Annotated in this window: 26 protein-coding genes; 15 read left to right on the forward strand and 11 right to left on the reverse strand. The window is 61.8% G+C overall.

The window, feature by feature from the left end; all coding sequences use genetic code 11:
• Positions 1-20: 20 nt before the first annotated feature.
• A complete protein-coding gene (locus ACOZJV_RS20525; protein ID WP_020299733.1) occupies positions 21-956 on the reverse strand; it encodes a chemotaxis protein CheV in 936 nt (311 codons plus the stop codon).
• A gap of 545 nt (positions 957-1,501) precedes the next feature.
• On the opposite strand from ACOZJV_RS20525, the gene ACOZJV_RS20530 reads away from it, so the two are divergent.
• The 3 genes from ACOZJV_RS20530 to ACOZJV_RS20540 all read left to right on the forward strand — a co-directional run bounded on the left by ACOZJV_RS20530 (position 1,502) and on the right by ACOZJV_RS20540 (position 4,028).
• On the forward strand, positions 1,502-1,972 hold the full coding sequence (locus tag ACOZJV_RS20530) for a hypothetical protein (protein ID WP_421548364.1): 471 nt from the start codon (positions 1,502-1,504) through the stop codon (positions 1,970-1,972).
• Between the two features lie 506 nt (positions 1,973-2,478).
• Positions 2,479-3,372, forward strand: a complete 894-nt coding sequence (locus tag ACOZJV_RS20535; RefSeq protein ID WP_421548585.1) for a sensor histidine kinase — start codon at positions 2,479-2,481, stop codon at positions 3,370-3,372.
• Complete coding sequence (locus ACOZJV_RS20540) at positions 3,369-4,028, forward strand: response regulator (RefSeq protein WP_078470635.1); 660 nt, start codon at positions 3,369-3,371, stop codon at positions 4,026-4,028. The genes ACOZJV_RS20535 and ACOZJV_RS20540 overlap by 4 nt, the downstream gene beginning before the upstream one ends.
• On the opposite strand, the gene yegS is transcribed toward ACOZJV_RS20540, so the two are convergent.
• Positions 4,025-4,930, reverse strand: coding sequence for a lipid kinase YegS (gene yegS / locus ACOZJV_RS20545; RefSeq protein ID WP_078470636.1), 906 nt, complete (start codon positions 4,928-4,930; stop codon positions 4,025-4,027). The genes ACOZJV_RS20540 and yegS overlap by 4 nt on opposite strands.
• Positions 4,931-5,187: 257 nt before the next feature.
• On the opposite strand from yegS, the gene ACOZJV_RS20550 reads away from it, so the two are divergent.
• Together ACOZJV_RS20550 and ACOZJV_RS20555 are read left to right on the forward strand one after the other, a co-directional pair.
• Positions 5,188-6,645: a mannose-1-phosphate guanylyltransferase/mannose-6-phosphate isomerase gene (locus ACOZJV_RS20550; protein WP_421548365.1), complete on the forward strand. Its 1,458-nt coding sequence runs from the start codon at positions 5,188-5,190 to the stop codon at positions 6,643-6,645.
• A gap of 158 nt (positions 6,646-6,803) precedes the next feature.
• The gene (locus tag ACOZJV_RS20555; protein ID WP_078470638.1) at positions 6,804-7,067 is read left to right on the forward strand and encodes a hypothetical protein; all 264 of its coding nucleotides are present in this window, start codon (positions 6,804-6,806) and stop codon (positions 7,065-7,067) included.
• 60 nt (positions 7,068-7,127) lie between these two features.
• Here ACOZJV_RS20555 and glp read toward each other — a convergent pair whose 3' ends face one another.
• Both glp and moaB read right to left on the reverse strand, forming a co-directional pair.
• Positions 7,128-8,354, reverse strand: a complete 1,227-nt coding sequence (gene glp / locus ACOZJV_RS20560; protein ID WP_421548366.1) for a gephyrin-like molybdotransferase Glp — start codon at positions 8,352-8,354, stop codon at positions 7,128-7,130.
• On the reverse strand, positions 8,338-8,877 hold the full coding sequence (gene moaB, locus ACOZJV_RS20565; protein ID WP_020299725.1) for a molybdenum cofactor biosynthesis protein B: 540 nt from the start codon (positions 8,875-8,877) through the stop codon (positions 8,338-8,340). The genes glp and moaB overlap by 17 nt, the downstream gene beginning before the upstream one ends.
• Before the next feature lie 79 nt (positions 8,878-8,956).
• Between moaB and mobA the strand changes: the two genes are divergently transcribed.
• Both mobA and ACOZJV_RS20575 read left to right on the forward strand, forming a co-directional pair.
• Positions 8,957-9,559: a molybdenum cofactor guanylyltransferase MobA gene (gene mobA / locus ACOZJV_RS20570; protein ID WP_421548367.1), complete on the forward strand. Its 603-nt coding sequence runs from the start codon at positions 8,957-8,959 to the stop codon at positions 9,557-9,559.
• Positions 9,560-9,634: 75 nt separating this feature from the next.
• Complete coding sequence (locus tag ACOZJV_RS20575) at positions 9,635-9,856, forward strand: YgdI/YgdR family lipoprotein (RefSeq protein WP_043230450.1); 222 nt, start codon at positions 9,635-9,637, stop codon at positions 9,854-9,856.
• 88 nt (positions 9,857-9,944) lie between these two features.
• On the opposite strand, the gene ACOZJV_RS20580 is transcribed toward ACOZJV_RS20575, so the two are convergent.
• From ACOZJV_RS20580 to ACOZJV_RS20595, 4 genes are all read right to left on the reverse strand, one after another.
• Positions 9,945-10,835, reverse strand: coding sequence for a pseudouridine synthase (locus tag ACOZJV_RS20580; protein ID WP_421548368.1), 891 nt, complete (start codon positions 10,833-10,835; stop codon positions 9,945-9,947).
• Positions 10,836-10,916: 81 nt separating this feature from the next.
• On the reverse strand, positions 10,917-11,237 hold the full coding sequence (locus tag ACOZJV_RS20585; protein ID WP_043230518.1) for a hypothetical protein: 321 nt from the start codon (positions 11,235-11,237) through the stop codon (positions 10,917-10,919).
• Between the two features lie 56 nt (positions 11,238-11,293).
• A complete protein-coding gene (locus ACOZJV_RS20590) occupies positions 11,294-11,734 on the reverse strand; it encodes a S24 family peptidase (protein ID WP_078470642.1) in 441 nt (146 codons plus the stop codon).
• 106 nt (positions 11,735-11,840) lie between these two features.
• Complete coding sequence (locus ACOZJV_RS20595) at positions 11,841-12,077, reverse strand: glutaredoxin family protein (RefSeq protein WP_421548369.1); 237 nt, start codon at positions 12,075-12,077, stop codon at positions 11,841-11,843.
• 256 nt (positions 12,078-12,333) lie between these two features.
• Between ACOZJV_RS20595 and ACOZJV_RS20600 the strand changes: the two genes are divergently transcribed.
• Positions 12,334-14,292: a monovalent cation:proton antiporter-2 (CPA2) family protein gene (locus ACOZJV_RS20600; protein ID WP_421548370.1), complete on the forward strand. Its 1,959-nt coding sequence runs from the start codon at positions 12,334-12,336 to the stop codon at positions 14,290-14,292.
• Positions 14,293-14,315: 23 nt separating this feature from the next.
• On the opposite strand, the gene ACOZJV_RS20605 is transcribed toward ACOZJV_RS20600, so the two are convergent.
• Entirely contained in the window at positions 14,316-15,524 is a 1,209-nt protein-coding gene (locus ACOZJV_RS20605; protein WP_201131881.1) for an ammonium transporter, read from the reverse strand.
• 333 nt (positions 15,525-15,857) lie between these two features.
• Between ACOZJV_RS20605 and ACOZJV_RS20610 the strand changes: the two genes are divergently transcribed.
• From ACOZJV_RS20610 to ACOZJV_RS20640, 7 genes are all read left to right on the forward strand, one after another.
• On the forward strand, positions 15,858-16,172 hold the full coding sequence (locus ACOZJV_RS20610) for a DUF883 family protein (RefSeq protein WP_020299716.1): 315 nt from the start codon (positions 15,858-15,860) through the stop codon (positions 16,170-16,172).
• Position 16,173: 1 nt separating this feature from the next.
• On the forward strand, positions 16,174-16,563 hold the full coding sequence (locus tag ACOZJV_RS20615; RefSeq protein WP_020299715.1) for a phage holin family protein: 390 nt from the start codon (positions 16,174-16,176) through the stop codon (positions 16,561-16,563).
• Entirely contained in the window at positions 16,560-16,901 is a 342-nt protein-coding gene (locus ACOZJV_RS20620; RefSeq protein ID WP_421548371.1) for a hypothetical protein, read from the forward strand. Before ACOZJV_RS20615 ends, ACOZJV_RS20620 begins: the two co-directional genes overlap by 4 nt.
• Before the next feature lie 129 nt (positions 16,902-17,030).
• The gene (locus ACOZJV_RS20625) at positions 17,031-18,191 is read left to right on the forward strand and encodes an EAL domain-containing protein (RefSeq protein WP_421548372.1); all 1,161 of its coding nucleotides are present in this window, start codon (positions 17,031-17,033) and stop codon (positions 18,189-18,191) included.
• Between the two features lie 75 nt (positions 18,192-18,266).
• A complete protein-coding gene (locus ACOZJV_RS20630) occupies positions 18,267-19,598 on the forward strand; it encodes a deoxyguanosinetriphosphate triphosphohydrolase (RefSeq protein ID WP_201131883.1) in 1,332 nt (443 codons plus the stop codon).
• A gap of 305 nt (positions 19,599-19,903) precedes the next feature.
• On the forward strand, positions 19,904-20,530 hold the full coding sequence (locus tag ACOZJV_RS20635) for a response regulator transcription factor (protein ID WP_078470650.1): 627 nt from the start codon (positions 19,904-19,906) through the stop codon (positions 20,528-20,530).
• 197 nt (positions 20,531-20,727) lie between these two features.
• Positions 20,728-23,676 carry an HD domain-containing phosphohydrolase gene (locus ACOZJV_RS20640; RefSeq protein ID WP_421548373.1) on the forward strand — a complete coding sequence of 983 codons (2,949 nt, stop codon included), beginning with the start codon at positions 20,728-20,730 and terminating at the stop codon, positions 23,674-23,676.
• 6 nt (positions 23,677-23,682) lie between these two features.
• Here ACOZJV_RS20640 and ACOZJV_RS20645 read toward each other — a convergent pair whose 3' ends face one another.
• The gene (locus ACOZJV_RS20645; protein ID WP_421548374.1) at positions 23,683-24,165 is read right to left on the reverse strand and encodes a GAF domain-containing protein; all 483 of its coding nucleotides are present in this window, start codon (positions 24,163-24,165) and stop codon (positions 23,683-23,685) included.
• On the reverse strand, positions 24,162-25,052 hold the full coding sequence (locus ACOZJV_RS20650; protein WP_201131886.1) for a DUF815 domain-containing protein: 891 nt from the start codon (positions 25,050-25,052) through the stop codon (positions 24,162-24,164). Before ACOZJV_RS20650 ends, ACOZJV_RS20645 begins: the two co-directional genes overlap by 4 nt.
• Positions 25,053-25,088 lie beyond the last annotated feature (36 nt).

The following is a 25,088-nucleotide window of genomic DNA, read 5'->3' on the forward strand; positions in this document are numbered from 1 at the left end:
GCCTGCCCGCAGCCGCCAGGTCAGGCCGGGACTTCGTCGAGCATCAGGCGCTGGCGCACCACGTCGACCAATTTGTCCGGCTGGAACTTGGAGAGGAAGTTGTCGCAGCCGACCTTCTTCACCATCGAGTCGTTGAAGCTCCCGGACAGTGACGTGTGCAGCACTACATACAGGCCACGCAGGCGCGGGTCGTTGCGGATCTCGGTGGTCAGGCGATAACCGTCCATCTCCGGCATTTCCGCATCGGTGAAGATCATCAACAACTTGTCGGTCATGACCACGCCGGTATCGGCCCAGGCCTTGAGCATATTCAGGGCCTTGAGGCCGTCACTGGCGATGTGCATCTTGACCCCGAGCTGGCCCAGGGTATCGCGCAGTTGCGACAGCGCTACGTTGGAGTCATCCACCAGCAGCACTTCGCGACCACGGGCGCGCTCCAGCACCGGATCGTCGAGCTTGTCGCGGGAAACCTTGGCGTTGTAGGGGACGATCTCCGCCAGGACTTTCTCGACGTCGATGATTTCCACCAGTTGATCGTCGACCTTGCTGATGGCGGTCAGGTAATGCTGGCGGCCGGCACTGGTCGGTGGCGGCAAGATGGCTTCCCAGTTCATGTTGACGATGCGATCGACGCCGCCGACCAGGAAGGCCTGCACCGAGCGATTGTATTCAGTCACGATGATGGTGCTGTTTGGCCCCGGGATCAGCGGGCGCATGCCAATGGCCTGGGACAGGTCGATGACCGGCAAGGTCTGGCCCCGCAGGTTGACCACACCGCATACAAACGGATGGCGCTGGGGCATCAGGGTCAGCTTGGGCAGTTGCAGAACTTCCTGCACCTTGAAAACGTTGATCGCGAACAGCTGCCGCCCGGCCAGGCGGAACATGAGGATTTCCAGGCGATTCTCACCCACCAGCTGCGTACGTTGATCTACCGTGTCGAGAATGCCGGCCATTAATGACTCCTGGGCGTGTTCTGATGAATTCACTAAAGGGAGTTATCGGCTGATAAAGCCGGACCTTGACCCCCTTACAAAATGCCACGTAAAACCATTGATGTCACATTAACATCATGGTTTACTGCGGTCGTCATCTCACACGAACACGACATTACTGGCGCCGACCACAAAGCGCCGGCAAAGTTCCTGCGTCTAGGGGAATCCCCTAGGAACAATCAGGACCAACCTGATATTCGCAGTATCCAATAGCCATTAATGTGACGCCATTCTCATTGCATGAATGGAGTCAGGCTTTTGTGTGCGACCGCAGGAACACAGCTTGGAACCCTCTCAAGCCCCACCGTCCTTGATCTTCCAGCGCGCGAGCTCTTGCTTGTCAGCGGCGCTGACGGTGCCTGCCTTTGCAGATTCGGCCACTCCCTGCCTACCCTCGCCGCCCCATCAGTCGCACCGGCGCGCAGCACGTTCGGCCTCATAGGCATCCTCAAATCCCTGGCCGGCCTAACCCTTCCATTACCTGGCACCCCGTCGTGGAGATCCGCATGCTGAAGGAAGGCTATAAGGGGTATCAGCCGCTGTCGGAATTCCTTGCCGAAGCCGAGAAGCTGCTGGCCAAGTCCGAAGATTGCCTGAATCACCTGCACCTGATCAGCAACGATGAAGAAGCCATCCAGTGCCTGCGCGACTCCCTGCTCAAGCTTGCGAACATCACCCACGCCAGAGATGTAGAGCCTCTCAGTGATTTTGCCCGGTGCGTCCATGAGGTACTGGACCCCTCCCGAAACTCTATGGACCTGGGGCAACAGGTCCTGCTCGCACTCAAGGACTGCCTGACACTGATGGCCTGGCAACTGGAACTGGTCGACCCCACCAGCGGCCAACTGAACATGGATGACAGCGAACAAAGCCTGCTGCTCGATGCCCTTGCCACGCAGCTTGATCAGCACCCTCCCCGGCGAATTTCCTCAGGCACGCCCTACCAAACGCTCTCTATCTCCAAGCGAAACAACTGAAAACGCTGCCAGTCATTTCGACTTCGGGCCTGCCCGAACAGACCGCTGAGCGTTTTGAGCGTGATGTCGCCATTGAATACTTCATATCCCTCAGCGACATACTCAAGTATTAGCACCGCCAACTAAGGCCCATTATCGGGACTGCAAGTTTGGCGCTCTAACACCCAATAAAACCCTAATAAAATCAAATAGATATTTACTGATTACAAGCATAAGACACAAATGGAACACCCGTCCCAAACCCAATAAACCTGACTTCCCAGACATATAAGTCGTCTATTTGGAAACGCGACCAACGGTATTCGAAGTGGTATTATGCGATCCATTAGATGCATTAAATAATGGCAAATTGCCTTCATTCAGAACCTGCAAAAGGCTGGCTCGCGACTTATGGAGCGTGCTGATTTTTAACCTTGCCCTTTCAAACAGCACCGCTTTTCAAACCGGGTCCCGTCACACGTTGTGACCGGGCTCCCCGTACTGAACATTTATTGGCTTCATATGCTATGCACGCCAGCCTCAAGTCCTTTATCACCTGGTCGCGTCCTCATAAAAACCTGCTGTGGCTGAGCCTGTTGCTGTGCTCATGCGCAGCCGTCGCCAACCTGGTTATTTACTGCCTGGCCAGTACCCTGCCGACGGCCCTGCTGGTGTTGAATATGGCGGCGCTGGCCTGTACCTGGATCCAGTACGGCTATACCCGCAAGTCGATCGAGTTCCAGCCCCAGGAGTTGGCCGACCGCCTGTTGGAAGTCCAGGAAAACGAACGCCATCGCCTCAGCCGCGAACTGCATGACGATATCGGGCAACTGCTGACCGCAGCCAAGCTGCAAAACGAATGGCTCAAGCGGCGCCTGCCCGACGACCTGCACAGTCACTGCGCGACCCTGGGCGCCACGCTGGATGAGACCCTGGCCAAGGTGCGCGACGTCTCGGCTATTCTCAACCCCCGACAACTCAACAGCCTGGGACTGGAAGCCAGCCTGCGCGCGCACCTGCTCAAGACCCTGGAAAACACCCCGGTGCACTGGAGCCTGGAATGCCAGCAGCACTTGACCGGGATCCCCGAGGAAATGGCCGTGGCAGCCTTTCGGGTTACCCAGGAAGCCGTCACCAATATCCTGCGTCATGCCCAGGCGCAAAACCTGCTGGTGCGCCTGCAGCGCCTGCCGCAGGGGTTGTCATTGCTGATCAGCGACGATGGCCGGGGTTTTGCCCCGGCGGCCAACCCGGGTGCCCAGGGGCAACGGGGCATGGCCGGCATGTCCGAGCGCATCGCACAACTGGGCGGCACCTTGAAAATCACCAGCCAGTCCGAGCAGGGAACACAGATTGAAGCACTCTTCCCCTGGGCTCCCCGGGCACTCGAACGGGCCAGCAAGAATAAGGTTTTACATTGACCTGTAATTTACTTCTGGTGGATGACCACTCGCTTATCCGGGCCGGCGTGCGAGCCCTGGTCATGGACATACCCGGCTACGCAGTGGTCGGCGAGGCCAGCGACGGCGGCCAACTGCTGGAGCTGGTTGAACAGCTGCTGCCGGATATCGTGCTGCTGGATATTTCCATGAAAGACACCGGTGGCCTCGAAGCCTTGCAGCGGCTCAAGGCGGTACGTCCGCTGAGCAAGGTGCTGATCCTGTCGATGCACACCGACCCGGCCCTGATCATGCAAGCGCTGGAATCCGGCGCCCATGGCTACCTGCTCAAGGACACCACCGCCACCGAACTCGAGCACGCCCTTGAAGCCCTGCGCAACAACGAGCGCTACCTGAGCCCGGCCATCGCCCACACAGTAATCAACCAGGCCCTCACCCGAGTCCAGAAGCAGCAGCCGGAACAGGCCGATACCCACAACCTGACTGCGCGCCAGCTGGAAATCCTGCGCCTGATCGTCCGCGGCAAGTCGACCCGGGAAATCGCCCAGGGCCTGGGTCTGAGCATCAAGACCGTGGAAACCCACCGCTCGCAGATCATGAAGCGCCTGCAGATCTACGACGTCGCAGGCCTGGTGCTGTTTGCCGTGCGCGAACAGATCATCAGCCTCGACGACTAGTGCGCCGGGCGCTGGCCGAGCAAGGGTGAGCCCACCGGCAAATGCACGCGTAGCGCCCCAGGCCGGGCGCAGAAGCGCAGGCTGTCGCCCTTCAGCGGCTCGCCGTCGAGGTTGATGTCCAGGCCTTCGCTGACCTTGATCTCGACCCACGGCAAGCGCGCCCGGACAAACATGTTGTCCAGGCCAAAGCCCCCGGCCAACAGATCCTTCAAGGTCCCGACCAACTCCTGCGGCGCCGGCAGGATGCTGATATCCAGCAGCCCGTCGTCGGCCAGCGCATTCGGGCACAGCACATGCCCCCCACCCGCCTGACGACCGTTGCCGATCCCCAGCGCCAGCAACTCGCCGCGCCAGTGGAAATCCGGCCCCTGCAACTCGCCGTAGGCCGCATGCAGCTCGCTGAAACGGGAGAGACCGGTAAACAGATAGGCCGCACCGCCCAGGACTTTCTTCAAATCTTCGGACGTATTGGCGGTCACCTGGCTGCCAAACCCGCCGGTGGCCATGTTCAGGAACACCTGGCCGCCGACTTCCCCCAGATCGATCGCCTGGGGCGCGACATCAAGCAGGTCCAGCGCGGCTTCCGGCTCCAGAGGAACGCCCGCCGCACGCGCGAAATCATTGGCCGTGCCCAAAGGCAACAGAACCAGGCTGGCCTCGCCGGCATGCCCGGCCATGGCCTCGGCGATATCGCGCAAGGTGCCATCGCCGCCGCCGGCAATCAGCTGTGGATAACCTGCGGCCAGGGCTTCACTCACCAGGCGCTGGGCATCGCCCGCCTCCCAGGTCAGACGTACGGCCAGCTCCCAGCCCTGCTCACGCTTGCGTTCGACGGCGTTGCGTACTTGTTCGTTGAGGGCTTGCTTACCGTGTAAAATCAACAGCGCTTTGCGCTCGCTCATCCGTCGTCACTCCTGTCAGTCGAAGGTTGCTGCTGGATGTTGACCACCGGACGAGGAAAAAAACCCGTGGTTGGCCATTTAATTCATCACCTTCGTCGATTCCTGTGGAAAAACAGCGCACTCACTCGTAACAGGGCGGTTCGCCATTACCCAGCGTAGGTCGACAGCCCAGGTTTCGTGCGCGCATGCCGTCACAAACCATTTCGCTTTTACTCGGCGCAGCCCTGGCCGCGCACCTGACACCTGAGGCCTTCTGAGTGAGCACTCTCATTCCTTGCATCATCGCTGGCGGCGCCGGGACCCGGTTGTGGCCTGTTTCTCGGGAGGCCCTGCCCAAACCCTTCATGCGTCTGCCCGATGGCGAAAGCCTGCTGCAAAAAACCTTCGCTCGCGCGAGCGGGTTGGATGACGTCGGCCGGCTGCTGACGGTAACCCGGCGGGAAGTGCTGTTTAACACCCTTGATGACTACCGCCCCCTGAACCGCCGCAAGCTGGAGCTGGACTTCATCCTCGAGCCTTTCGGGCGCAACACCGCGCCAGCAATCGCCGCCGCCGCCCTGCACGTGCGCCGCCACTACGGCGAGGACGCCCAGTTGCTGGTGCTGCCGGCCGATCACCTGATCACCGAGCTGGACGCCTTCGCCACCGCGGTAGGCCACGCTCGGACACTCGCCGAACAGGGCTGGCTGGTGACCTTCGGCCTGGTTCCTCAGCGCGCGGAAACCGGCTTCGGTTACATCGAAAAAGGCGCGGCATTGGATGATGCGAGCTTTCAGGTCGCGCGATTTGTCGAAAAACCCGACGCAATGACCGCCCAGGCCTATGTCGACAGCGGTCGCCACCTGTGGAATGGCGGCATGTTCTGCATGCGCGTCGACACCCTGCTGGAGCAATTGCGCGAGCATGCGCCCGAGGTGCTGACCAGCGTGCAAGAGTGCCTGGCGCGAAGCCACAGCCGCCAGGGCCCTGGCGAACTGCACCTGGAACTCGACGCGGACAGCTTCGCCTGCGTACCGGATATTTCCATCGACTACGCCCTCATGGAGCGCTCGCACAAGGTGGCGGTGGTGCCCTGCCAACTGGGCTGGAGCGATATCGGCTCATGGCAGGCGGTGCGCGAACTGCGCCCGGTCGACGCCCACGGTAACCAATGCCAGGGGGAAAGCGTGTTGCTGGACGTCAGCAACTGCTACATCGACGCCCCGCGCCGCCTGGTAGGTGCGATTGGCCTGGACAACCTGATCATTATCGACACCCCGGATGCCCTGCTGATCGCCGATGGGGCACGCAGCCAGGACGTCGGGGTCATCGCCCAGGCCCTGAAGCGCCAAGGCCATGATGCCTATCGCCTGCACCGCACCGTCAGCCGTCCCTGGGGCACCTACACGGTTCTGGAAGAAGGCCCGGGGTTCAAGATCAAGCGCATCGTGGTGCAGCCCCGCGCCTCACTCTCGCTGCAACTGCACCATCACCGTAGCGAGCACTGGATAGTGGTCAGCGGCACGGCCCAGGTCACCAATGGCGACCAGGCGTTCGTGCTGAAAACCAACGAATCGACCTTTATCAAACCGGGCCGCCCGCACCGCCTGGTCAACCCGGAGGCTGACGAACTGGTGATGATCGAAGTGCAAAGCGGCGAGTACCTGGGGGAGGATGACATCGTGCGTTTCACCGATGCCTATGGACGCACCCCTGGAGAAAAAGGGCCGGCCTGATCCGGTCAGCCGGATTCTCTGAGCGAGGCTCCAACTTTCGTACGGACTCTCTTTACTTTTCTTACAACAGATTGGGAATTGCCTGAATTGACCCCATCCCGGTAATCGAAGAAGGTTCAGGTCAGGCGAACGGCGCCTGTTACAGGGACGTGAATATCATGAACGACAAGCAACTTTTCGAGGGTTCGAACTCCGGCCTCAATCGCCGACCCGGCCATAACCTGTGGTTGGCACCCAAGCCTGTGCAGGTGGCTGGCGGGGTCGTGCAATCGACCGTCGAACTCAAGGCCGGCGAGGGAAAATGCCTGCGCCTGCTGAAAAGGCTCGCCTGGGCCGGCCTGGCCGTGGCCCTGCTGACGGGGCTGCTGAGCTGGGGCATCAACAGCCGCTTCGGCTTGCTGCTATTGCTCCTGCTGCGCTAGCCGCCAGGCCTTGCCGACACACGCCCGACCATGATCCGGTCGGGCATGTCTGCTGCCACTTCAACCGAGCACTTCACTCAAGGGAATGAAGTTGACCCAATCCCCTTCGACCAGTGTGCGCCCCTCGAGCACCTCGACCAGCCCTTCGGCCCAGGCAGCGCTGCGCAACACACCGGAGCTCTGGTTGCGGTAAATCACCGCCCGACCTTGCTCCATCCGCCCACGCAGGTACTCACGCCGGTTACCGGGCTTGGCCCAGACAAAACCCGCAGGTACCTGAAACTGCAATGGCAGTACGTCGCGTACACCCTGCCGGCGCAACAGATAAGGCCGGGCCAGCAAGGCAAAGGTCACCAGGGTCGACGCCGGGTTACCCGGCAGACCAATGACCGGCACCCCGCGAAAATGTCCGAAGGTCAGCGGTTTGCCAGGCTTTATCGCCAACTTCCACAACGCCAGTTCACCTTCCTCGCGCAAGGCGATGCCGAGGAAATCCGCTTCGCCCACCGAGACTCCGCCGGTGGATAAAATCAGGTCGACATCGGACAGCTCGGCCAGGCGCTGGCGCGTGGTCGGCAGGTCATCGGGAAGAATCCCGGCGTCTACCACCTCACACCCCAGGCGTTGCAGCCAACTGCAGAGCAGGACCCGATTACTGTTATAGATCTGCCCCGGTCCCAAGGCCTGGCCCGGCTCAACCAACTCGTCACCGGTAGACAACACCGCCACGCGCACAGGGCGCACCACCTCTAGCTCGGCGCAACCCAGGGAAGCGGCCAGCCCTTGCTCGATAGGCCCCAGGCGTGTGCCGGCCACCAGCACTGTCTCGCCTACGGTGGTTTCCTGGCCCTGGGGGCGAATGTTCTGCCAGGGGCTCATCGGCTCGCTGAACAGCACTCGCTCATCCGCCTGGACCTGGGCGTTTTCCTGCATTTCTACACAATCGGCCCCTGCCGGCACCGGCGCACCAGTGAAAATGCGCGCACAGGTGCCCGCCTTCAGCGGCTCGGGCGCTTGCCCGGCGAAGATCCGCTGGCTGACCGGCAGCGGCTCGCCGTGCCAATCCGCAAGACGCAAGGCATAGCCGTCCATCGCACTGTTGGGCCATGGCGGCAGGTCCAGGGTGGAAACCAGGTCATCGGCCAACACTCGCCCCTGGGTCTGGGCCAGGGGCAAGCGTTCACGCTCAAGAATCGGCGCCGCTTCCGCCATCGCCAGCAACTGTGCCAGGGCTTCTTCCACCGGCAGCAAGGTGCCGGTCTTGCCAGGCTTACCCACGGGATTCACAGGGTGCGGCCTGCTTCAAATGGGGAACGAAGTTGCACGGCCGATGGCGCGAGTCCAACTGCTCGGCGAGGATCCCGTCCCAGCCGGTGCGCACGGCATTGGTCGATCCCGGCAGGCAGCAGACCAGCGTACCGTTGGCCAGCCCGGCCAGAGCCCGGGACTGCACAGTGGAAGTGCCGATATCGGCCACCGAGATCTGCCGGAACAGCTCCCCGAAACCATCGACCTGCTTGTCCAGCAGGCAACTGACCGCTTCGGGCGTGCTGTCGCGACCGGTAAAGCCCGTACCGCCGGTGATCAGCACCACCTGCACCACGTCATCGGCAATCCAGGTCGCCACCTGCGCGCGAATCTTGTAGAGGTCGTCTTTAAGCAGAACCCGTGCGGCGAGGTTATGCCCGGCTGCGCTCAGGCGATCGACGAAGACTTGACCGGAGGTATCGGTCTCCAGGGTGCGAGTATCACTGACCGTCAGCACGGCAATGTTCAGCGCTGCGAAAGGCACATCAGCCTTGGCTTTCATAGGCTCGATCCAGTTGTAGGAGAAACAGCCCGGTGTTATATCACAGCGCTCTCTTTGACTGCCGCTACGGAGACTCGCCATGACCTTGTGTCTGCCCACACCGCCCTGTTCGATCCTGCTCCTGGCTGGCGGACGAGGGCAACGCATGGGTGGCCAGGACAAAGGCTTGATCGAATGGCGCGGGGAGCCGCTGATCGCCCACTTGCAACGCCTGACCCGTGGCTTGAGCGACGACCTGATCATCTCCTGCAACCGCAACCTGGAGCTGTACGCCAGCTATGCCGATCAGTTGGTGCACGACGAAAGCCAGGACTTTCCCGGGCCGCTGGCGGGGATTCGCGCCGGGCTCAAGGCTGCGCGCCATGAGCGGTTGCTGGTGCTGCCCTGCGATGTGCCGCAGGTCGATACCGAACTGCTGTTGCAGATGCTGCAAACCGCCAGTGCCCACCCAGGCAAACCGCTGATGCTGCGCCAGGGCGGGCACTGGGAGCCCCTGTTGTGTGTCATCCCGACATCACTGCTACCGGACGTGGAGCGGGCCTGGCTGGAAGGTCAGCGCAGCCCCGGCAAAGTCATGCGGGACCTGAGGTGTGTGGCACTGCAATGCCCGGAAAATGATGCACGGCTGGCTAACCTGAACACGCCTGAGCTGTTACACCAGCACAACAGAGTGGCAGAATGACGCTAGTAAGGAACTTGCTGACGCTGTATACGTCTGAACATCAGTACTCAAAGTATTCAATTTCGGAGACATGCAATGACTCAACGGACTCTCGCCACGCTCATGCTCGCACTGGGTATCGCCACTCTTGCCGGTTGCGCCTCGCCTACAGTGATCACCTTGAATGACGGTCGCGAAATCCAGGCCGTCGACTCACCTAAGTTCGACAAGGATTCGGGCTTCTACGAATTCGAACAACTGGACGGCAAGCAAACCCGCATCAACAAAGATCAGGTTCGTACTGTCAAAGAGCTGTAAGCCCACCAGCTTGCGCCCGACTGACATAAAGCCCGCCTTGCGCGGGCTTTATTCTATGCAGGGCACTGAAATCCAGCGCCATGCCCCGTTACCAGTCCAGGCGGATGCGACTTTCGAACTCGCGCTCCTGCCCCGTCAACGGGTCGAGAAAACGCAGGCCCTGGGCCAGTAACTTGAGCGGCTGGGCATAGTCGTCCTGCGCGTCCTTGAGCACCTGTGGATAGAACGGGTCATTGCAGATCCCCGCCCCCAAGGCACTCATGTGCACCCGCAGCTGGTGCTTCTTGCCCGTCACCGGGTACAGACCGTAGCGCCAGAGCTCACCGTTTTTTTCACGCACCTCCACCGCCGTTTCGGTATTACTGACGCCGGCGCCTTCCTGCATGCGGAAGAACGGCTCGCCCTCTACCAGCCGACTCTTGTGCACCAGTGGAAAGTCATGTTGCGGCAACGCCCGGGCAATGGCCTCGTAGCGTTTTTCAATCTGCCGCGTGGGAAACAACGATTGATAGGCCGAACGGCTATGGGGATTGGCGGAGAACAGCACCAGCCCTGCGGTATGCCGATCGATACGGTGCAAGGGCACCAGGTGGGGGTTGTCCAGACGCCGAATCAATCGTCGCAGTAGCGTCTGCTCGACATACTCGCCTGCCGGCGTGACCGGCAGAAAATGCGGTTTATCAGCCACGACCAGATGCTCGTCGGCAAACAGAATCGACTCCTGCACCGGTATCACCTTTTCGCCCGGCACTTCTCGAAAATAATGAATTCGCAAGCCTTCGCGGTACACCAGGTCAATGCCGACAGGCTGCCCCTGCCCGTCAAGCACCCGTCCGCGAGCAATGCGGTCGAGCCACTGCTCGCGGCTGATGGTGCTGAAGTGATCACAGAGGCAATCGAGCACTGTCGACCAGGAACCTGGAGGCAGGTACAAGGTGCTGGCCTGGTGCTGCGCGGCATTGAAAGGTGTGGAAGACATACGAAAAGCTCGAGCCGTTAATGCAAAGGCGCATTATCCGGCAAGGGCTGCGAGGCGCCTAGGAGAGTTTGCGCAAGCGAATCAAGCGTGCCCGACCTTGGCTTGCGCCGCTGCATCGGTGAACTCCTTGAGCCAGCGCAGCACATCCACCGCCTCCCAACGCCCTGGATCGTAGAGCGCATAAAGCAGGCCCTGGTAGCCCACCACATCCAACTGGCGGTGGTAACCGGCCCGCTGAAACAAGGCTTCGATTTCGGCGAAGCAGGTATTGAAATGCAACTTGTTGAACGGTGTCTTGCCTTCGGTGACCAGGCCATCCAGGCGCAGTTCGAGCACCGCCTCATGCACCACATCGGCCGACATGCGGTTCACACTGCTTTTCAGTTGTTCGACATTGACCATCATCTATCCCTTCCCTTCTTCATTCGTCCCCTGCCTGCACCCTCTGCATGGCAAGATCATCCACGGCCCACATAGCTGACCACCCACAGCACCACACCCCAGATCTGCAGCGACTCCTGATCATTCACCGCTACCGACGGTATCGACGGGCGCGCAGCCTTGAGCAGCAGGCCGCCCCTGGGATCGGGCGCCAGCAGGCGCAGGCTGAAGCGACTTTCCCCATCGAGATGGACCACGACATAGTGTTCCGCGACCGGGGTCGCCGAGCGATCGACAATCAAGCGGTCACCGGGGTAAATGCCAAACCCGAGCAAGCTGTCGTCATCGACCAGCACTGCACGGATCTGCGGGGCGCCCAGGCCTACGGTACGGTCCAGGGAAAACCCGTTCAGCAGCGCCTGTTCATCCGCGACAACGCTGGAATCAGCTCGCGACTCTCCGGGCTCGGGCAGCAAGTGCTGCAAGCGCTCGGCACGGGCAAGAATGGTCAAGGACATGGCAGGGCACCCCAAATACTGTACGCACATACAGTAAACGAATTATCGGGTTGTTGCCAACGGATTAGCAGGCGTGCGACAGGCGGGGAGCCAGGGCGCGTTGCCCTCAGCGCAGGAAGGCCACGACCTGTTCGGCTTCGAAGGGCCAGTCCAGTTCGGCACCGGTGTCTACCCGGCGCAGTACCGGAATGCGCAAGCCATAAGCCTCGAACAAGGCCTCGCTGTCGGCGATGTCCACCAGTTCGACCAGCAATCCATGCTCGACCAGCGGCATCAATTCTGTTTCGGCAAGCTCACACAGGTGGCAACCAAGGGTGCCGAACAACTGGCATTCAGGAGGCATGACGCACAGACCAAAAAAAGGAACAGGGGCGTTATTCTAAGCCTGTCGCCAATGCTCGTCGACCCAGGCCCGGGGCGCATTACAGCCGAAACCCACGCCTCGACGGCCCCTCGAATCCGGCTGCCGGACCACGCATTCGGACATTCCGGGCAAAACATGACCTATATCAGCTCACGCCCAGGGCGATTGCGCGACCCTCGCGGCTTTTTTGCCTCTAGGCTGTACCCCCACGTGCGCCCCCTGTCCGGAGATACCTGTGTTTGCCAATCTGTTGATCATTCTCGCCTCGTCGCTGGTGGTGATAGCCCTGTTCCGGCGCCTGCGCCTGCCGCCGGTACTGGGCTACCTGTGCGTCGGCCTGCTGGTGGGGCCTACGGCATTCGATTGGGTGAATGACAGCGAAGACCTGCCGGACCTGGCCGAATTGGGGGTGGTGTTTCTGCTGTTTTCCCTGGGGCTGGAATTCTCCCTCTCGAAAATGCTCGCCCTGCGCCACGTGGTGTTCGGCCTGGGGAGCTTGCAGGTGCTGTGCTGCGGCGTATTGCTGGGCAGCCTGCTGGCGATCTTCGGCATGCCTCTGGGCGCGGCACTGATGCTCGGTACCGGCCTGGCCCTGTCATCGACGGCAATTGTCAGCAAGGAACTGACCAGCCTGGGGGAAATCTTCAGCAGCCACGGCCAGAACGCCATCGGCGTGCTGCTGTTTCAGGACGTGGTTGCGGTGTTGCTACTGACCCTGGTCCCGGTGTTCGCCGGCCACAGCGAGCAGGCCTGGTACTGGGCCTTGCCGAGCACCCTGGGCAAGACCGTGGTGCTGTTTGTCGGCCTGCTGCTGGCCAGCCGCTGGTTGCTGCCCCGGCTGTTTCACGAGGTTGCTGCTTCCCATTCCGCCGAGCTGTTTGTGCTGCTGGCGCTGGTGATCGTGCTGCTGACCGCCTGGCTGACCCACCTGCTTGGCCTGTCCCCGGCCCTGGGCGCGTTTCTGGCCGGGATGTTGCTGGGTGAAAGCCATTACCGGCACCAGATCGAGGCCGACATCCGGCCGTTTCGCGACATCCTGCTGGGCCTGTTTTTCGTCAGTATCGGCATGTTGATTGACCTGCAATTGTTCGCCAGCCACGGGCTGCTGATTCTCGGCCTGACCCTGGCGTTGCTGCTGATCAAAGGGACGGTGGTGGCGATCCTGCTCAAGCTGCGGGGCAGCGATGGCGAAACCGCCTGGCGCAGCGGCCTGGCCCTGGCCCAGGGCGGCGAGTTCTGCTTTGCCCTGATGGCGCAGATGCAACAAGGCCAGTTGATGCCCGCCGAGATCAGCGGCCTGCTGCTGGCCGCGACGTTCTGCTCGATGTTGCTCACGCCCCTGCTGTTGCGGGCGGCGCCGGCGATTGCCGCACGCTTGCACCGCAAGCCGAACCAGGAAGCCCGGCTCGAAGAAATCAGCGCCCTCACCGCCGAGCTGCAAGGACACGTGGTGATTTGCGGTTATGGCCGCGTGGGCCAGTCGATCGGGCGCTTTCTGCGCCGCGAGCAGCAGCACTTCATTGCCCTGGATGACGACCCGGTGCGGGTCCAGGAAGCGGCGGCGGGTGAAAGCTGCGTGCATTACGGCGACTCACGACGCGGCGACCTGCTCACCGCGGTCGGCCTGGAGCGCGCCCGGCTGGTGGTGATTGCGGTGGATAAAACCGATATCGCCCTGCTGGTGCTCAAGGAAGCCCGGCGCCTGAATCGCCAGGTGCCGATCCTGGTGCGCACCCGAGATGACAGCCAACTGGCCGAACTCAAGGCCGCCGGCGCCAGCGAAGTGGTGCCCGAACTGCTGGAGTCGAGCCTGATGCTCGCCTCCCATGCCCTGATCATGCTCGGCGTGCCCGAACAGCAGGTGCAGGCCAAGGTCGACGATGTTCGCCGCGACCGCTACCAGTTGCTTCACGGTTTCTACCACGGGGCGCAAAGCAACCTCATGGACAACAATGGCCAGCCCCGGGTGCTCAAGCATGCGGTCAACCTGGGGCCCGACGCTCACGCCTGCTACCTGCCCTTGAGCGCCCTGGGCCTGGAACAACTGGGGGCCCAGGTGCAGTGCATCCAACGCAACAGCAAGGAACTCTCGGCCGACACCGCGACCCGTCTGCAGCCCGGCGATACCTTGGTGCTGTGCGGCCCCCTGGGGGCGATCGAAGCCTGCGAAGCACGCCTGCTCAGCGGCCTTTAGCTCGCGCCGTGGAACGACCGCGGTCAGTCCTGACTGACCGCGCCGATCTTGTGCAGCGACAGGTCGGCGCCGTAATACTCCTCTTCCTGGCTCAGACGCAGGCCGTGGCAAGCCTTGATCGTGCCGTACACGGCAAAGCCGCCGAGCAGCGCCACCATCACCCCGAGGGTGGTGCCGATCAACTGGCTGGCCAGGCTGACCCCGCCCAGGCCACCCAGGGCGCTCTGGCCGAAGATCCCGCAGGCGATGCCGCCCCACACGCCACACAAACCGTGCAATGGCCAGACGCCCAGCACATCGTCGATCTTCCATCGGCTCTGCGCGGCGATAAAGCACCAGACAAACAAGGCGCCGGCAATGGCCCCGGTGACCAGCGCCCCCACCGGGTGCATCAGGTCGGATCCGGCACAGATCGCCACCAGCCCGGCCAATGGGCCGTTGTGCAAAAAGCCCGGGTCATTGCGCCCGACAATCAACGCCGCCACGGTGCCGCCGACCATCGCCATCAGCGAGTTGACCGCCACCAGGCCACTCACGCCTTGCAGGGTCTGGGCGCTCATCACGTTAAAGCCGAACCAGCCGACAATCAGAATCCACGATCCCAGGGCCAGGAACGGAATGCTCGAAGGCGCAAACGCCACCAGCTTGCCGTCGCGATAGCGGCCATTGCGCGGGCCCAGCAACAGCACCGCCGCCAGCGCCAGCCAGCCGCCCATGGCGTGCACCACCACCGAGCCGGCAAAGTCGTGGAAGCCGGCGCCAAAGCGCGCTTGCAACCAGGCTTGCAGGCCGAAATTGCCATTCCAGACCATGCCTTCGAAAAACGGATAGATAAACGCCACGATCAGCGCCGTCGCACACAGTTGCGGCACAAAGCGCGCCCGCTCGGCGATGCCACCGGAAATAATCGCCGGGATCGCCGCGGCAAACGTCAGCAGAAAGAAGAACTTCACCAGCCCGTAGCCGTGATCGGCACTGAGCACCGCCGCCGGCTGCAGGAAGCTGACGCCGTAGGAGATCCAATAGCCTATAAAGAAATAGGCCAGGGTCGAGATCGCGAAGTCACTGAGGATCTTCGACAGGGCATTGACCTGATTCTTCTGGCGCACGGTGCCGACTTCAAGGAACGCAAAGCCGGCGTGCATGGCCAGGACCATGACCGCGCCAATCAGGATAAACAGCGAGTTGGAAGCATGGACCAGACTGTCCACAGCGCTTTGCAAATTTTCCATGGGGTTGGCAGACCTGATATCAGCAATAGACCCCTGATGCTGTGGACCAGGCTACTTGCACCAAGTTGGCACCAACCACCCCTTGGCGGGGTCATTGGCGAACCGTTTTGGCGCAGAGCCGGTGTCGAGGCAAATCGTGCTCGGGGATCAAAGGTTCGATTTTTGGTTTTTTAGGCTAAGGTTTGACGCGCCTTGCGGGTGCGGGTGCGCGTTTTCAGCGCAATCGCCCGAGATTGCGCACCACGACAAAGCAAAAGCTGTACCAGAGATTTGCACTGAACCTTCAGCCAAGGCTCATACTCGAAACACTCACAAGCCACTACGGAGATAACCATGGCCAGCAAAACGGCAAAGACTGCTCAAGAAATACTGATGGCGGATTTTCAGGCACTGGTCAGTGACACGGAACGTCTGCTGGAACACACCGCGACCCTGGCCGGCGACCAGGCCGACGAGTTGCGCGGGCAGATCCACGACAGCCTGTTGCGCGCCCGCGAAACCCTGCAACTGACTGAAGACTCCCTGCGCGAACGCGGCAAGGCGGCGGTCACTGCCACTGAAGACTATGTCCAGTCCAACCCCTGGCAGTCGGTCGGCATTGCGGCAGGCGTGGGCTTTTTGATTGGCTTGCTGGCGACACGGCGCTGATATGGCTATCGGTGATTCCGACTCGCCCGCAGCGGGCGCCAGCTCCTCATCGCGGCGCCTGGGCGCTGCTTTCCTGGGTTTGTTGCACAGCCACGTCGAGCTGTTCGGCATCGAGCTGCAAGAGCAGAAATCGCGCACCGTAAGCCTGTTGCTGTTTGCCGGGCTGGCCCTGGTGTTCGCCTTGCTGTTGCTGGTAGGGCTGTCGGCGCTGGTGCTGATTTTGCTCTGGGACACCTACCGCCTGGCCGGCATCATCGGACTGTGCGTGTTCTACAGCCTGGCCGCGCTGTTCTGCGCCATGCGCCTGAGAGCCGCGATCTTCGATGAGTCCTCGCCCTTCCACGGCACCCTCGAAGAACTCGCCAACGACCGGGAGCGCCTGCTGCCATGAACCTGCCCGAGATTCCGCAAAACAGCTCCCGCCGGGAAATGCGCAAGGCGCTGATTCGCTTGCGCATGGAAATGCATCGCCAGGAAATCCGCCACGAATCCCAGCAATTGCTCCAGCCCTTGCAGCGCATGCGCGGGCTGGGTCAAAGCTGGCAAGCCGGTTTTGGTATCAAGCACGCGCCGTTATGGGGCGTGGCTGCGGTGACCCTGCTGGGGTTTTTCACCGGCAAGGGGGCCAAGGGCGGCAGCGTCAGCAGCCTGACCCGGATAGTCCGCCTGGGCACCACCCTGGTGCCGCTGATCAAACTGGCCATGCAAGGCTCCTCGCGTAAAAACTAGTCAGTCTGAATCTGGCTGCATTCTTGCTAAGCATCCTCGATCGGCCCCTTTATCAAAGGGGCCGTTTCCTGCCTGTCCAACCGACAGTCGCCGGCTTCAAATCCAACAAGACACACTTAAGGAGGCCATGTGATCGACGGGCAACCGCTCGCCTGCTTTCAGCCATTCATCGATACCGCCACCGGGCGTATCGCGGGTGTCGAAGCCCTGGGGCGCCTGCGCCAGGCTGATGGCCAACTGGCTTCGGTCGGTCCTCTGTTCGCCGACTCCAGAACCCCCTCGACCGCCCTGCGCCGCCTTGATCGCCTGATTCGCGACAACGCCCTGAGCCGCCTGCACGAAGCGCCCGAAGAGTGGTTCCTGAGCCTGAATATCTCGCCGCGCTGGATCAGCCGCCTGCGCAGCGGCCAAGCCCTGCCGAGCCTCAAGCAGTTGCAGCAACACGGGGTCGACCCACAGCGCATCGTGTTCGAGATCACCGAACTGGGCGGCAACAGTCAGCGCCTGGCCGAAGTGGTAGCGCGTTATCGCGAGGCCGGGGCGCGTATCGCCATCGACGACTTCGGCGCCGGCTATTCCCAGCTCGATCGGGTGCTGGCCCTGCAGCCGGATATCCTCAAGCTCGACATGCGCCTGTTCCAGGCGGCCCGAGGCGGCCCGAGCAGCGACGTGGTCAAGGCCCTGGCACAGATGGCCGAGAAGACCGGCTGCTGGATCATCGCCGAAGGAGTGGAGACCGAGGCCGAGCTGAGTTTCGCCCTGGAGTGCGGTTCGCGCTATGTGCAAGGGTTTCTGTTTGCCCGCGCCGAGGAACATTTTTTCGCCAGCGATGCCTTTGTCGCGCCGTTCGCCCGACTGCGCGAACGCTACGTGCAGCACAAGCTCGGCGAGCGCAATCGATTGATGGTGATGCGCCAGCAACTCGCCGAGCTGATGGCGATTCTGCAAGCCTGGGCCCAGGCTCAGGCGCCGATCAGCCAACTGCCACAGTTGCAGGCATTCCCCTGGTTGCTGCGCTTCTATCAATGCGACCGCCATGGCACGCAACTGACCCCCAACCTGGAGTGGCGCAACAACGGCTGGGAAGCCAACCACAGCTATGTCGGGCACAACTGGTCGTGGCGACCTTACTTCTATCACCTGCTGGCCGAAGGCTGGGACGAGCGCCGCCTGACCCTGTCCAACACCTACCGCGATGCCACCAGCAACCAGTATTGCCTGACCGCCGGGCAGTTTTTCGATAATGGCCAACGTCTGCTGTTGATCGATATCGATGCCGCCGGGCTTTAGTGATTAGCAGCACTTGCAGGTCGTGACGCGAACCGGGAAGCTAGCCCATCAGTCACTTGACGGAGAGACCCAGCCTTGGATTGGCAGACCCTGCTCAACCGCGAACGCCTCGGAAAACCGCTGCACAGCCCAGAAGAACTCGGCCGCAGCCCCTTTCACAAAGACCACGATCGCATCATCTTCTCCGGCGCCTTCCGCCGCCTGGGACGCAAGACCCAGGTGCACCCGGTTACCAGCAACGATCACATCCACACGCGCCTGACCCACTCCCTGGAAGTCAGTTGCGTCGGCCGCTCCCTGGGCATGCGGGTCGGCGAGACGATCCGCAGCGCCCTGCCCGACTGGTGCGAACCCAGCGACCTGGGGATGGTGGTGCAATCGGCCTGCCTGGCCCACGACATCGGCAACCCGCCCTTCGGCCATTCCGGTGAAGATGCCATCCGCCACTGGTTCCAGCAGGCTGCCGGACGTGGCTGGCTGGATGCGATGAGCGAGGCCGAGCGCAACGACTTCCTCAACTTCGAAGGCAATGCCCAGGGTTTCCGGGTACTGACCCAGCTCGAATACCACCAGTTCGACGGCGGCACGCGCCTGACCTACGCCACCCTCGGCACGTACCTGAAATACCCCTGGACCGCACGCCACGCCGACTCCCTGGGCTACAAGAAGCACAAGTTCGGCTGCTACCAGAGCGAGTTGCCGCTGCTGGAGCAGATCGCCCACAAACTCGGCCTGCCGCAACTCGAAGAACAGCGCTGGGCCCGCCATCCGCTGGTGTACCTGATGGAGGCCGCGGATGACATCTGCTACGCCCTGATCGATCTCGAAGATGGCCTGGAGATGGAGCTGCTGGAGTATGCCGAGGTTGAATCACTGCTGCTGGGGCTGGTGGGTGACGACCTGCCCGAGACCTATCGCCAGCTCGGCCCTCAGGATTCACGCCGGCGCAAGCTGGCGATCCTGCGGGGCAAGGCCATCGAGCACCTGACCAATGCCGCCGCCCGCGCGTTCGTCGAGCAACAGGATGCGCTGCTGGCCGGCACCCTGCACGGTGACCTGGTGGAGCACATGCACGGCCCGGCCAAGCGTTGCGTGCTGAACGCCAAGGACATCGCCCGCAAGAAAATCTTCCAGGACAAGCGCAAGACCCTGCATGAAATCGGCGCCTACACCACCCTGGAAATCCTCCTCAACTCCTTCTGCGGCGCAGCGCTGGAGCAACATGGCGGGCGCACCCCGTCGTTCAAGAACCGGCGCATCCTCGACCTTCTGGGCAACAACGCCCCGGACCCGAACTGGCCGCTGCACGCGTCGTTCCTGCGCATGATCGACTTTATCGCAGGCATGACTGACAGCTACGCCAGTGAAATGGCCCGGGAAATGACCGGCCGCTCAAGCCCGCACTAACCGGGTCCTGCCCCGCCCTTCCCCATCGTGGAAGGGCGGCATTCCCCTGATGCCCGACCTGACACTCTCAGGCACACCTTTGGACGGCTTCCAGGCCTGTTCACCGACCGCGGTGCGCAGCGCTGATGGTCGCTCATTAACATTTGCAAACGGATGTACTTCACCCAACCGCCAGCCCGTTGTAATCCCCACCTCCATTGAGCGTAGGAACCTTCCTAGTTTGCGTTTGAGGCCCTGGATCACGTAATTCCAGCGTTGAGCTGGGCTAATGTTCGGGGCCTTTAATTGCTCCGAGCAGGTTTAACATGAGTTCGATTTTCATCATCGACAACCATCCGATCATGCGTCTGGCAATCCGTATCCTGATGGAACACGAGGGGCACCAGATCGTCGGCGAAACCGACAACGGCGTCGATGCCCTGCAGTTGGTCCGCGAGTGCATGCCGGACCTGGTCATCCTCGACATCTGCCTGCCCAAGATCGACGGCCTGGAGTTGCTCTACCGCTTCAACGCCCTGAGCCCCTCCCTGCGGACCCTGGTCCTGACCGCCCAGCCGCCGGCGCTGTTCGCCAACCGCTGCATGCGGGGCGGAGCCAGCGGCTACCTGAGCAAGGAGCAGGAGCTCAATGAACTGCTCGGCGCGATCAAGGCAATCCTGGGGGGCTACCACTACTTTCCCAGCCAAACCCTGTCCACCACGCCCGCCGAGCACAGCTCGCCCCTGGAACTGGCCTTGTTCCGCTCACTCAATGACCGCGAACTGATCGTCTTGCAGCTGTTCGCCCTGGGCCGTACCAACAAGGAAATAGCCACCGGCATGTTTCTGAGCAACAAGACCGTCAGTACCTACAAGAAAAGAATCATGCAAAAACTGGATATCCAGTCCATGGCCAAATTGATCGATATGGCGAAACGCAATGCACTGGTCTGACGGCCCACACACCAGGAAAAATCGGCGCTTGCCAGATAAATATCAAAACGCCACTATTCGGTATTTTCAAGACTCTGCCTTGATGTCCAGGGTGCTGGGCGGCAGCCTCCCGCTTGCGTCGCGAGGCAAAATGGATCTGCCTTAACTATGCTTACCCCCTAAGCAGCGCCCCCCCGTGCGCCCTGGAGAGCACTGCAATGCCGAGCACGCCGCGGTCCGAACAACGCCGCTTTCCTCTCCACGTGCATATCAGCGTGATGTTTACCTTTTTGCTGTTGTTGACCGGTATCGTGCTGGGCTTTTTCAACTACCAGCAAACCACTCGGATCATCCTGTCCAGCAGCGAACATCTGTTCCAGCGCATCGAGCAGGATGTGCAGCAGGACCTGAAACACACCTACCAGCCGATTCGTTACCTGCTCAGCCTGCAGGCCGACAACCCGGCCATCCAGACACCCGACCTGAATCGACGCCTGGCGCTGCTCAAGCCGTTCAGCCAATCGCTCATCGACCATGGGGAACTGGCCTCACTCTATGTGGGTTATGCCAACGGCGACTTTTTCATGGTCCGGCCGCTGCGCAGCGCCGCGCTCAAGGCCGCACGCAAGGCTCCGGAGGCGGCCGCCTACGAAGTCTGGAGCATCGAGCGCGACCCCGGCGGCGAGCAGGTGCGCTCGCAAACCCTGTTCTACGACAGCACCCTGGGCCTGCTCGATCAACGCAGCAATAGCAACGAACGCTATGACCCGCGCACGCGCGCCTGGTTTGCCAATGCTCCTCGCGATGACGAACAGATCACCACCGCCCCCTATGTGTTCTTTTCCACGCGCAACGTCGGCACCACCCTGGCCCGGCGCAGCGGCGACAGCGCAGTGATAGGCGCCGACCTGACCCTCGAGCAACTGTCCGCCACCCTGGCCAAGCACCGCGTCACCCCCAGTACCGAAATCGCCCTGATCGACGCCAACGGCAATGCGGTGGCCTACCCGGACAGTACCCGGCTGATCATCGAGGCCCAGACCGCGCGACTGATCAAGGCCAACGATCTGAGCCCGGCCCTTGATGCGTTGCTGCACGGCGCGGCCCAGGCCAATCGTCTGCAGGTGGGAGACCGCACCTGGATCGTCGCCAGCCGACATATCGCGGAAGGGGGTCCCGGCGGCCTGCAACTGGCGCTGCTGGTGCCGGAGGATGAACTGCTGGTGGATGCCTATCGCATGCGCTGGCAGGGTGCACTGATCACCTTGGCCACGCTGTTGCTGTGTCTGCCCCTGGGCTGGCTGATTTCGCGAGTGCTGGTCCGGCCGTTGCGGGCCCTGGTGCAGGAGGCCGACGCCATTCGCAGCTTCGACTTCCACTACCCGGTCACCCGACGTTCGCCGGTGCTTGAGGTCGATCAGTTGAGTGTCTCCATGGCGCGGATGAAGGACACCCTGGCGAGTTTCTTCGAGATCACTGCCAGCCTGTCCGCCGAGACGCGGTTCGACCCGCTGTTACAACGCGTGTTGTTTGAAACCGTGAAAATCGGCCAGGCCCAGGCGGGGCTGATCTTCCTCTGCGAAAGCGAAGGCACGCGCCTGGAGCCCCACGGGCTGACCATCGACGGCCAACAGCAAGACCCGGCGGCGTTCAACCTGCCCGCTTTGGTCCTCGACAACCCCCAGGGCCCGACCTGGCTGCTGCAACTGGCAAACCGCGACAGCCTGGTCACCACCCTGGGTTTCGAACAGGCCGGGAATCTGCAAAGTGTGATGTTGGCCCTGGCCTGCCCCAGCGCCCACCTGATTGGCCTGCGCCTGCGCAATCGACACAACGAAACCGTCGGCGTGCTCGTCCTGCTGCTGGTGGACAGCGGCCAGGAAGCCGACCTGGAAAAACTGCGTCCTGATCGCATCGCCTTCATCCAGGCCATATCAGGTGCTGCCGCGCTGTGCATCGACAGCCAGCGCCTGCAAAACAAACAAAAGCAGTTGCTCGACTCATTTATCCAACTGCTGGCCGGGGCCATCGATGCCAAGAGCCCCTATACCGGCGGTCACTGCCAACGGGTGCCGGCACTGACCCTGATGCTGGCCGAAGCCGCTGCCGCCAGCCAGCAACCGGCCTTCGCCGCCTACCAGCCCAATGAAGATGAATGGGAGGCCCTGCATATCGCTGCCTGGCTGCACGACTGCGGCAAGGTCACGACCCCGGAATACGTGGTCGACAAGGCCACCAAGCTGGAAACCCTGAACGACCGTATCCACGAAATCCGCACACGCTTCGAAGTCCTCAAGCGCGATGCCTGGATCAACTACTGGCAAGGCCTGGCCCGCGAAGGCGATGAATCCTCACTGGCCAGCACCCGGGATGCCGAGCTGGCCCAGCTGGACGCCGACTTCGCCTTTGTCGCCCACTGCAACGTGGGCGGCGAAGCCATGGCCGAGGCCGACTTGCAGCGCCTGCGAGAGATTGCCGAACGCACCTGGAGCCGAACCCTGGATGATCGCCTGGGGGTCTCCTGGGAGGAGAAAAAACGCCAGGAGCGCGGGCCGCTTCCAACGCTGCCGGTCCGTGAACGGCTCCTCGCCGACAAACCCGAGCATCTGTTGGAGCGCGATGAAAGCGAACTGATCGCCGCAGACAACCCCTGGGGTTTCAAGCTCGACGCACCACCGCACAAGTACAACCGTGGCGAGCTCTACAACCTGAGCATCACCCGCGGCACGCTGACCCGTGAGGAGCGCTATGTGATCAACCACCACATGGTGCAAAACATCCTGATGCTCAACCACCTGCCCTTCCCCCACCATCTGCACAACGTCGCGGAAATCGCTGGCGGCCATCATGAGAAAATGGATGGCACCGGCTACCCCAAACAGTTGAAGCGCGAACAGATGAGCCTGCCGGCACGGATGATGGCAATCGCCGATATCTTCGAAGCGCTGACAGCCGCGGATCGCCCCTACAAGAAGGGCAAGACCCTGAGTGAAGCCCTGGGCATCATGGCCATGATGTGCCATGACGCCCATATCGATCCCGAACTGTTCGGCTTGTTTATCGAGGCAGAGGTCTATCGGCATTACGCCGAACGCTTTCTGGAGCCGCAGCAGATCGATGCGGTCGACCCGCAAGGCCTGCTGCGCAAGGCCGGACTGATGGAGTGAAGCGGATCAGCAGTCGCTCAGCCGTAGGAAAATCGCCGCCAGGGCTTCAATGCCGGTTTGATCGTCGATGCTGAAGCGGGCCAGTTTCGGGCTGTCCAGATCCAGCACGCCGATCAGCCGTCCGTCCTTGACCAGCGGCACGACCAACTCGCTGTTGGACGCGCTGTCGCAGGCAATGTGCCCCGGGAACGCGTGTACATCTTCGACCCGCTGGGTTTGCCGCGAGGCCGCAGCCGCGCCACATACACCACGACCGAAGGCAATCCGCACACAGGCGATCTGGCCCTGGAACGGGCCGAGCACCAGTTCTTCATCACGGTTGAGGTAGAAGCCGGCCCAGTTCAAATCGTCGAGCTGGTTGAACAGAAACGCCGAAAACTGCGCGGCATTGGCAATGAAATCCCGCTCATCGGCCAGCAGGGATTCCAGCTGGGCGCACAACAACCCATAGCCTTCCAGGCCCTTACCGGCGCTTTGCAAATCGATCATGCCTTTTGCTCCAGCAACTTCAGGCCAACCCAGTAGCGGGCGAATTGGTAGGCACAACGGCCATTGCGGTTGCCGCGGCCCGTGGCCCAGCGCACCGCGAGAATCTCCAGTTCCTCATCCCGCTGCCAGCTGAGGTTTGCCTTGCTCGCCAGCTCGCCGATCCAGTGCTCCACCACATTGAGGAAGTGTTCCTGGGTGAAAGGGTAGAACGACAGCCACAGGCCAAAGCGATCCGACAGGGCGATCTTGTCTTCCACCGCTTCACTAGGGTGAAGTTCGCCATCGACGCGCTTCCAGTTCTCGTTGTCGCTCTCTTTCTCGGGCACCAGGTGCCGCCGGTTGGAGGTCGCGTAGAGCAGCACGTTGTCCGGCGCCTGTTCCAGCGAGCCGTCGAGTACGCTCTTGAGCACCCGGTAATCGCCTTCACCGGCCTCGAACGACAGGTCATCGCAGAACAGCACGAAACGCTGGGGCAGCTTGACCAACTGCTCCACCACTCGCGGCAGGTCCGCGAGGTGATCGCGCTCGATTTCGATCAGGCGCAAACCGCCCTTGGCGTGTTCAGCCAGCAAGGCGCGCACCAACGACGACTTGCCGGTACCGCGCGAGCCCCAGAGCAAAGCGTGGTTGGCCGGCATGCCATCGAGAAACTGCTGGGTATTGCGTGCCAATTGCTCACGTTGCCGGTCGACGCCGATCAGATCGGACAAGCGCATGTCGAGGCTGACCTCCAGGGGCAACAGGAAGCCATTGCGTCCCTCCCGTTGCCAGCGCGCGGCCAGGCAGTGCGTCCAGTCGATGACTTGTCGCGGGGCCGGCAGCAACGGCTCAAGCCGAGCCAGGACCGCATCGGCGCGTTCAAGAAAAGCATTCAATCGAGAATCCACGACTTCTCCTCAGACAGGTTCACAATAATGGTCGGG

Origin of the sequence: Pseudomonas sp. QD4 (assembly GCF_049199125.1) — a bacterium.
In the GTDB taxonomy this organism is placed as follows: domain Bacteria; phylum Pseudomonadota; class Gammaproteobacteria; order Pseudomonadales; family Pseudomonadaceae; genus Aquipseudomonas.

What these genes read in the sequence shown, in the direction of transcription:
- ACOZJV_RS20525 (WP_020299733.1), bottom strand. Translation starts at nt 956, where the DNA reads ATGGCCGGCATTCTCGACACGGTAGATCAACGTACGCAGCTGGTGGGT.
- ACOZJV_RS20530 (WP_421548364.1), top strand. Translation starts at nt 1,502, where the DNA reads ATGCTGAAGGAAGGCTATAAGGGGTATCAGCCGCTGTCGGAATTCCTT.
- ACOZJV_RS20535 (WP_421548585.1), top strand. Translation starts at nt 2,479, where the DNA reads ATGCACGCCAGCCTCAAGTCCTTTATCACCTGGTCGCGTCCTCATAAA.
- yegS (WP_078470636.1), bottom strand. Translation starts at nt 4,930, where the DNA reads ATGAGCGAGCGCAAAGCGCTGTTGATTTTACACGGTAAGCAAGCCCTC.
- ACOZJV_RS20555 (WP_078470638.1), top strand. Translation starts at nt 6,804, where the DNA reads ATGAACGACAAGCAACTTTTCGAGGGTTCGAACTCCGGCCTCAATCGC.
- moaB (WP_020299725.1), bottom strand. Translation starts at nt 8,877, where the DNA reads ATGAAAGCCAAGGCTGATGTGCCTTTCGCAGCGCTGAACATTGCCGTG.
- mobA (WP_421548367.1), top strand. Translation starts at nt 8,957, where the DNA reads ATGACCTTGTGTCTGCCCACACCGCCCTGTTCGATCCTGCTCCTGGCT.
- ACOZJV_RS20575 (WP_043230450.1), top strand. Translation starts at nt 9,635, where the DNA reads ATGACTCAACGGACTCTCGCCACGCTCATGCTCGCACTGGGTATCGCC.
- ACOZJV_RS20580 (WP_421548368.1), bottom strand. Translation starts at nt 10,835, where the DNA reads ATGTCTTCCACACCTTTCAATGCCGCGCAGCACCAGGCCAGCACCTTG.
- ACOZJV_RS20585 (WP_043230518.1), bottom strand. Translation starts at nt 11,237, where the DNA reads ATGGTCAATGTCGAACAACTGAAAAGCAGTGTGAACCGCATGTCGGCC.
- ACOZJV_RS20590 (WP_078470642.1), bottom strand. Translation starts at nt 11,734, where the DNA reads ATGTCCTTGACCATTCTTGCCCGTGCCGAGCGCTTGCAGCACTTGCTG.
- ACOZJV_RS20595 (WP_421548369.1), bottom strand. Translation starts at nt 12,077, where the DNA reads ATGCCTCCTGAATGCCAGTTGTTCGGCACCCTTGGTTGCCACCTGTGT.
- ACOZJV_RS20605 (WP_201131881.1), bottom strand. Translation starts at nt 15,524, where the DNA reads ATGGAAAATTTGCAAAGCGCTGTGGACAGTCTGGTCCATGCTTCCAAC.
- ACOZJV_RS20610 (WP_020299716.1), top strand. Translation starts at nt 15,858, where the DNA reads ATGGCCAGCAAAACGGCAAAGACTGCTCAAGAAATACTGATGGCGGAT.
- ACOZJV_RS20615 (WP_020299715.1), top strand. Translation starts at nt 16,174, where the DNA reads ATGGCTATCGGTGATTCCGACTCGCCCGCAGCGGGCGCCAGCTCCTCA.
- ACOZJV_RS20620 (WP_421548371.1), top strand. Translation starts at nt 16,560, where the DNA reads ATGAACCTGCCCGAGATTCCGCAAAACAGCTCCCGCCGGGAAATGCGC.
- ACOZJV_RS20635 (WP_078470650.1), top strand. Translation starts at nt 19,904, where the DNA reads ATGAGTTCGATTTTCATCATCGACAACCATCCGATCATGCGTCTGGCA.
- ACOZJV_RS20640 (WP_421548373.1), top strand. Translation starts at nt 20,728, where the DNA reads ATGCCGAGCACGCCGCGGTCCGAACAACGCCGCTTTCCTCTCCACGTG.
- ACOZJV_RS20645 (WP_421548374.1), bottom strand. Translation starts at nt 24,165, where the DNA reads ATGATCGATTTGCAAAGCGCCGGTAAGGGCCTGGAAGGCTATGGGTTG.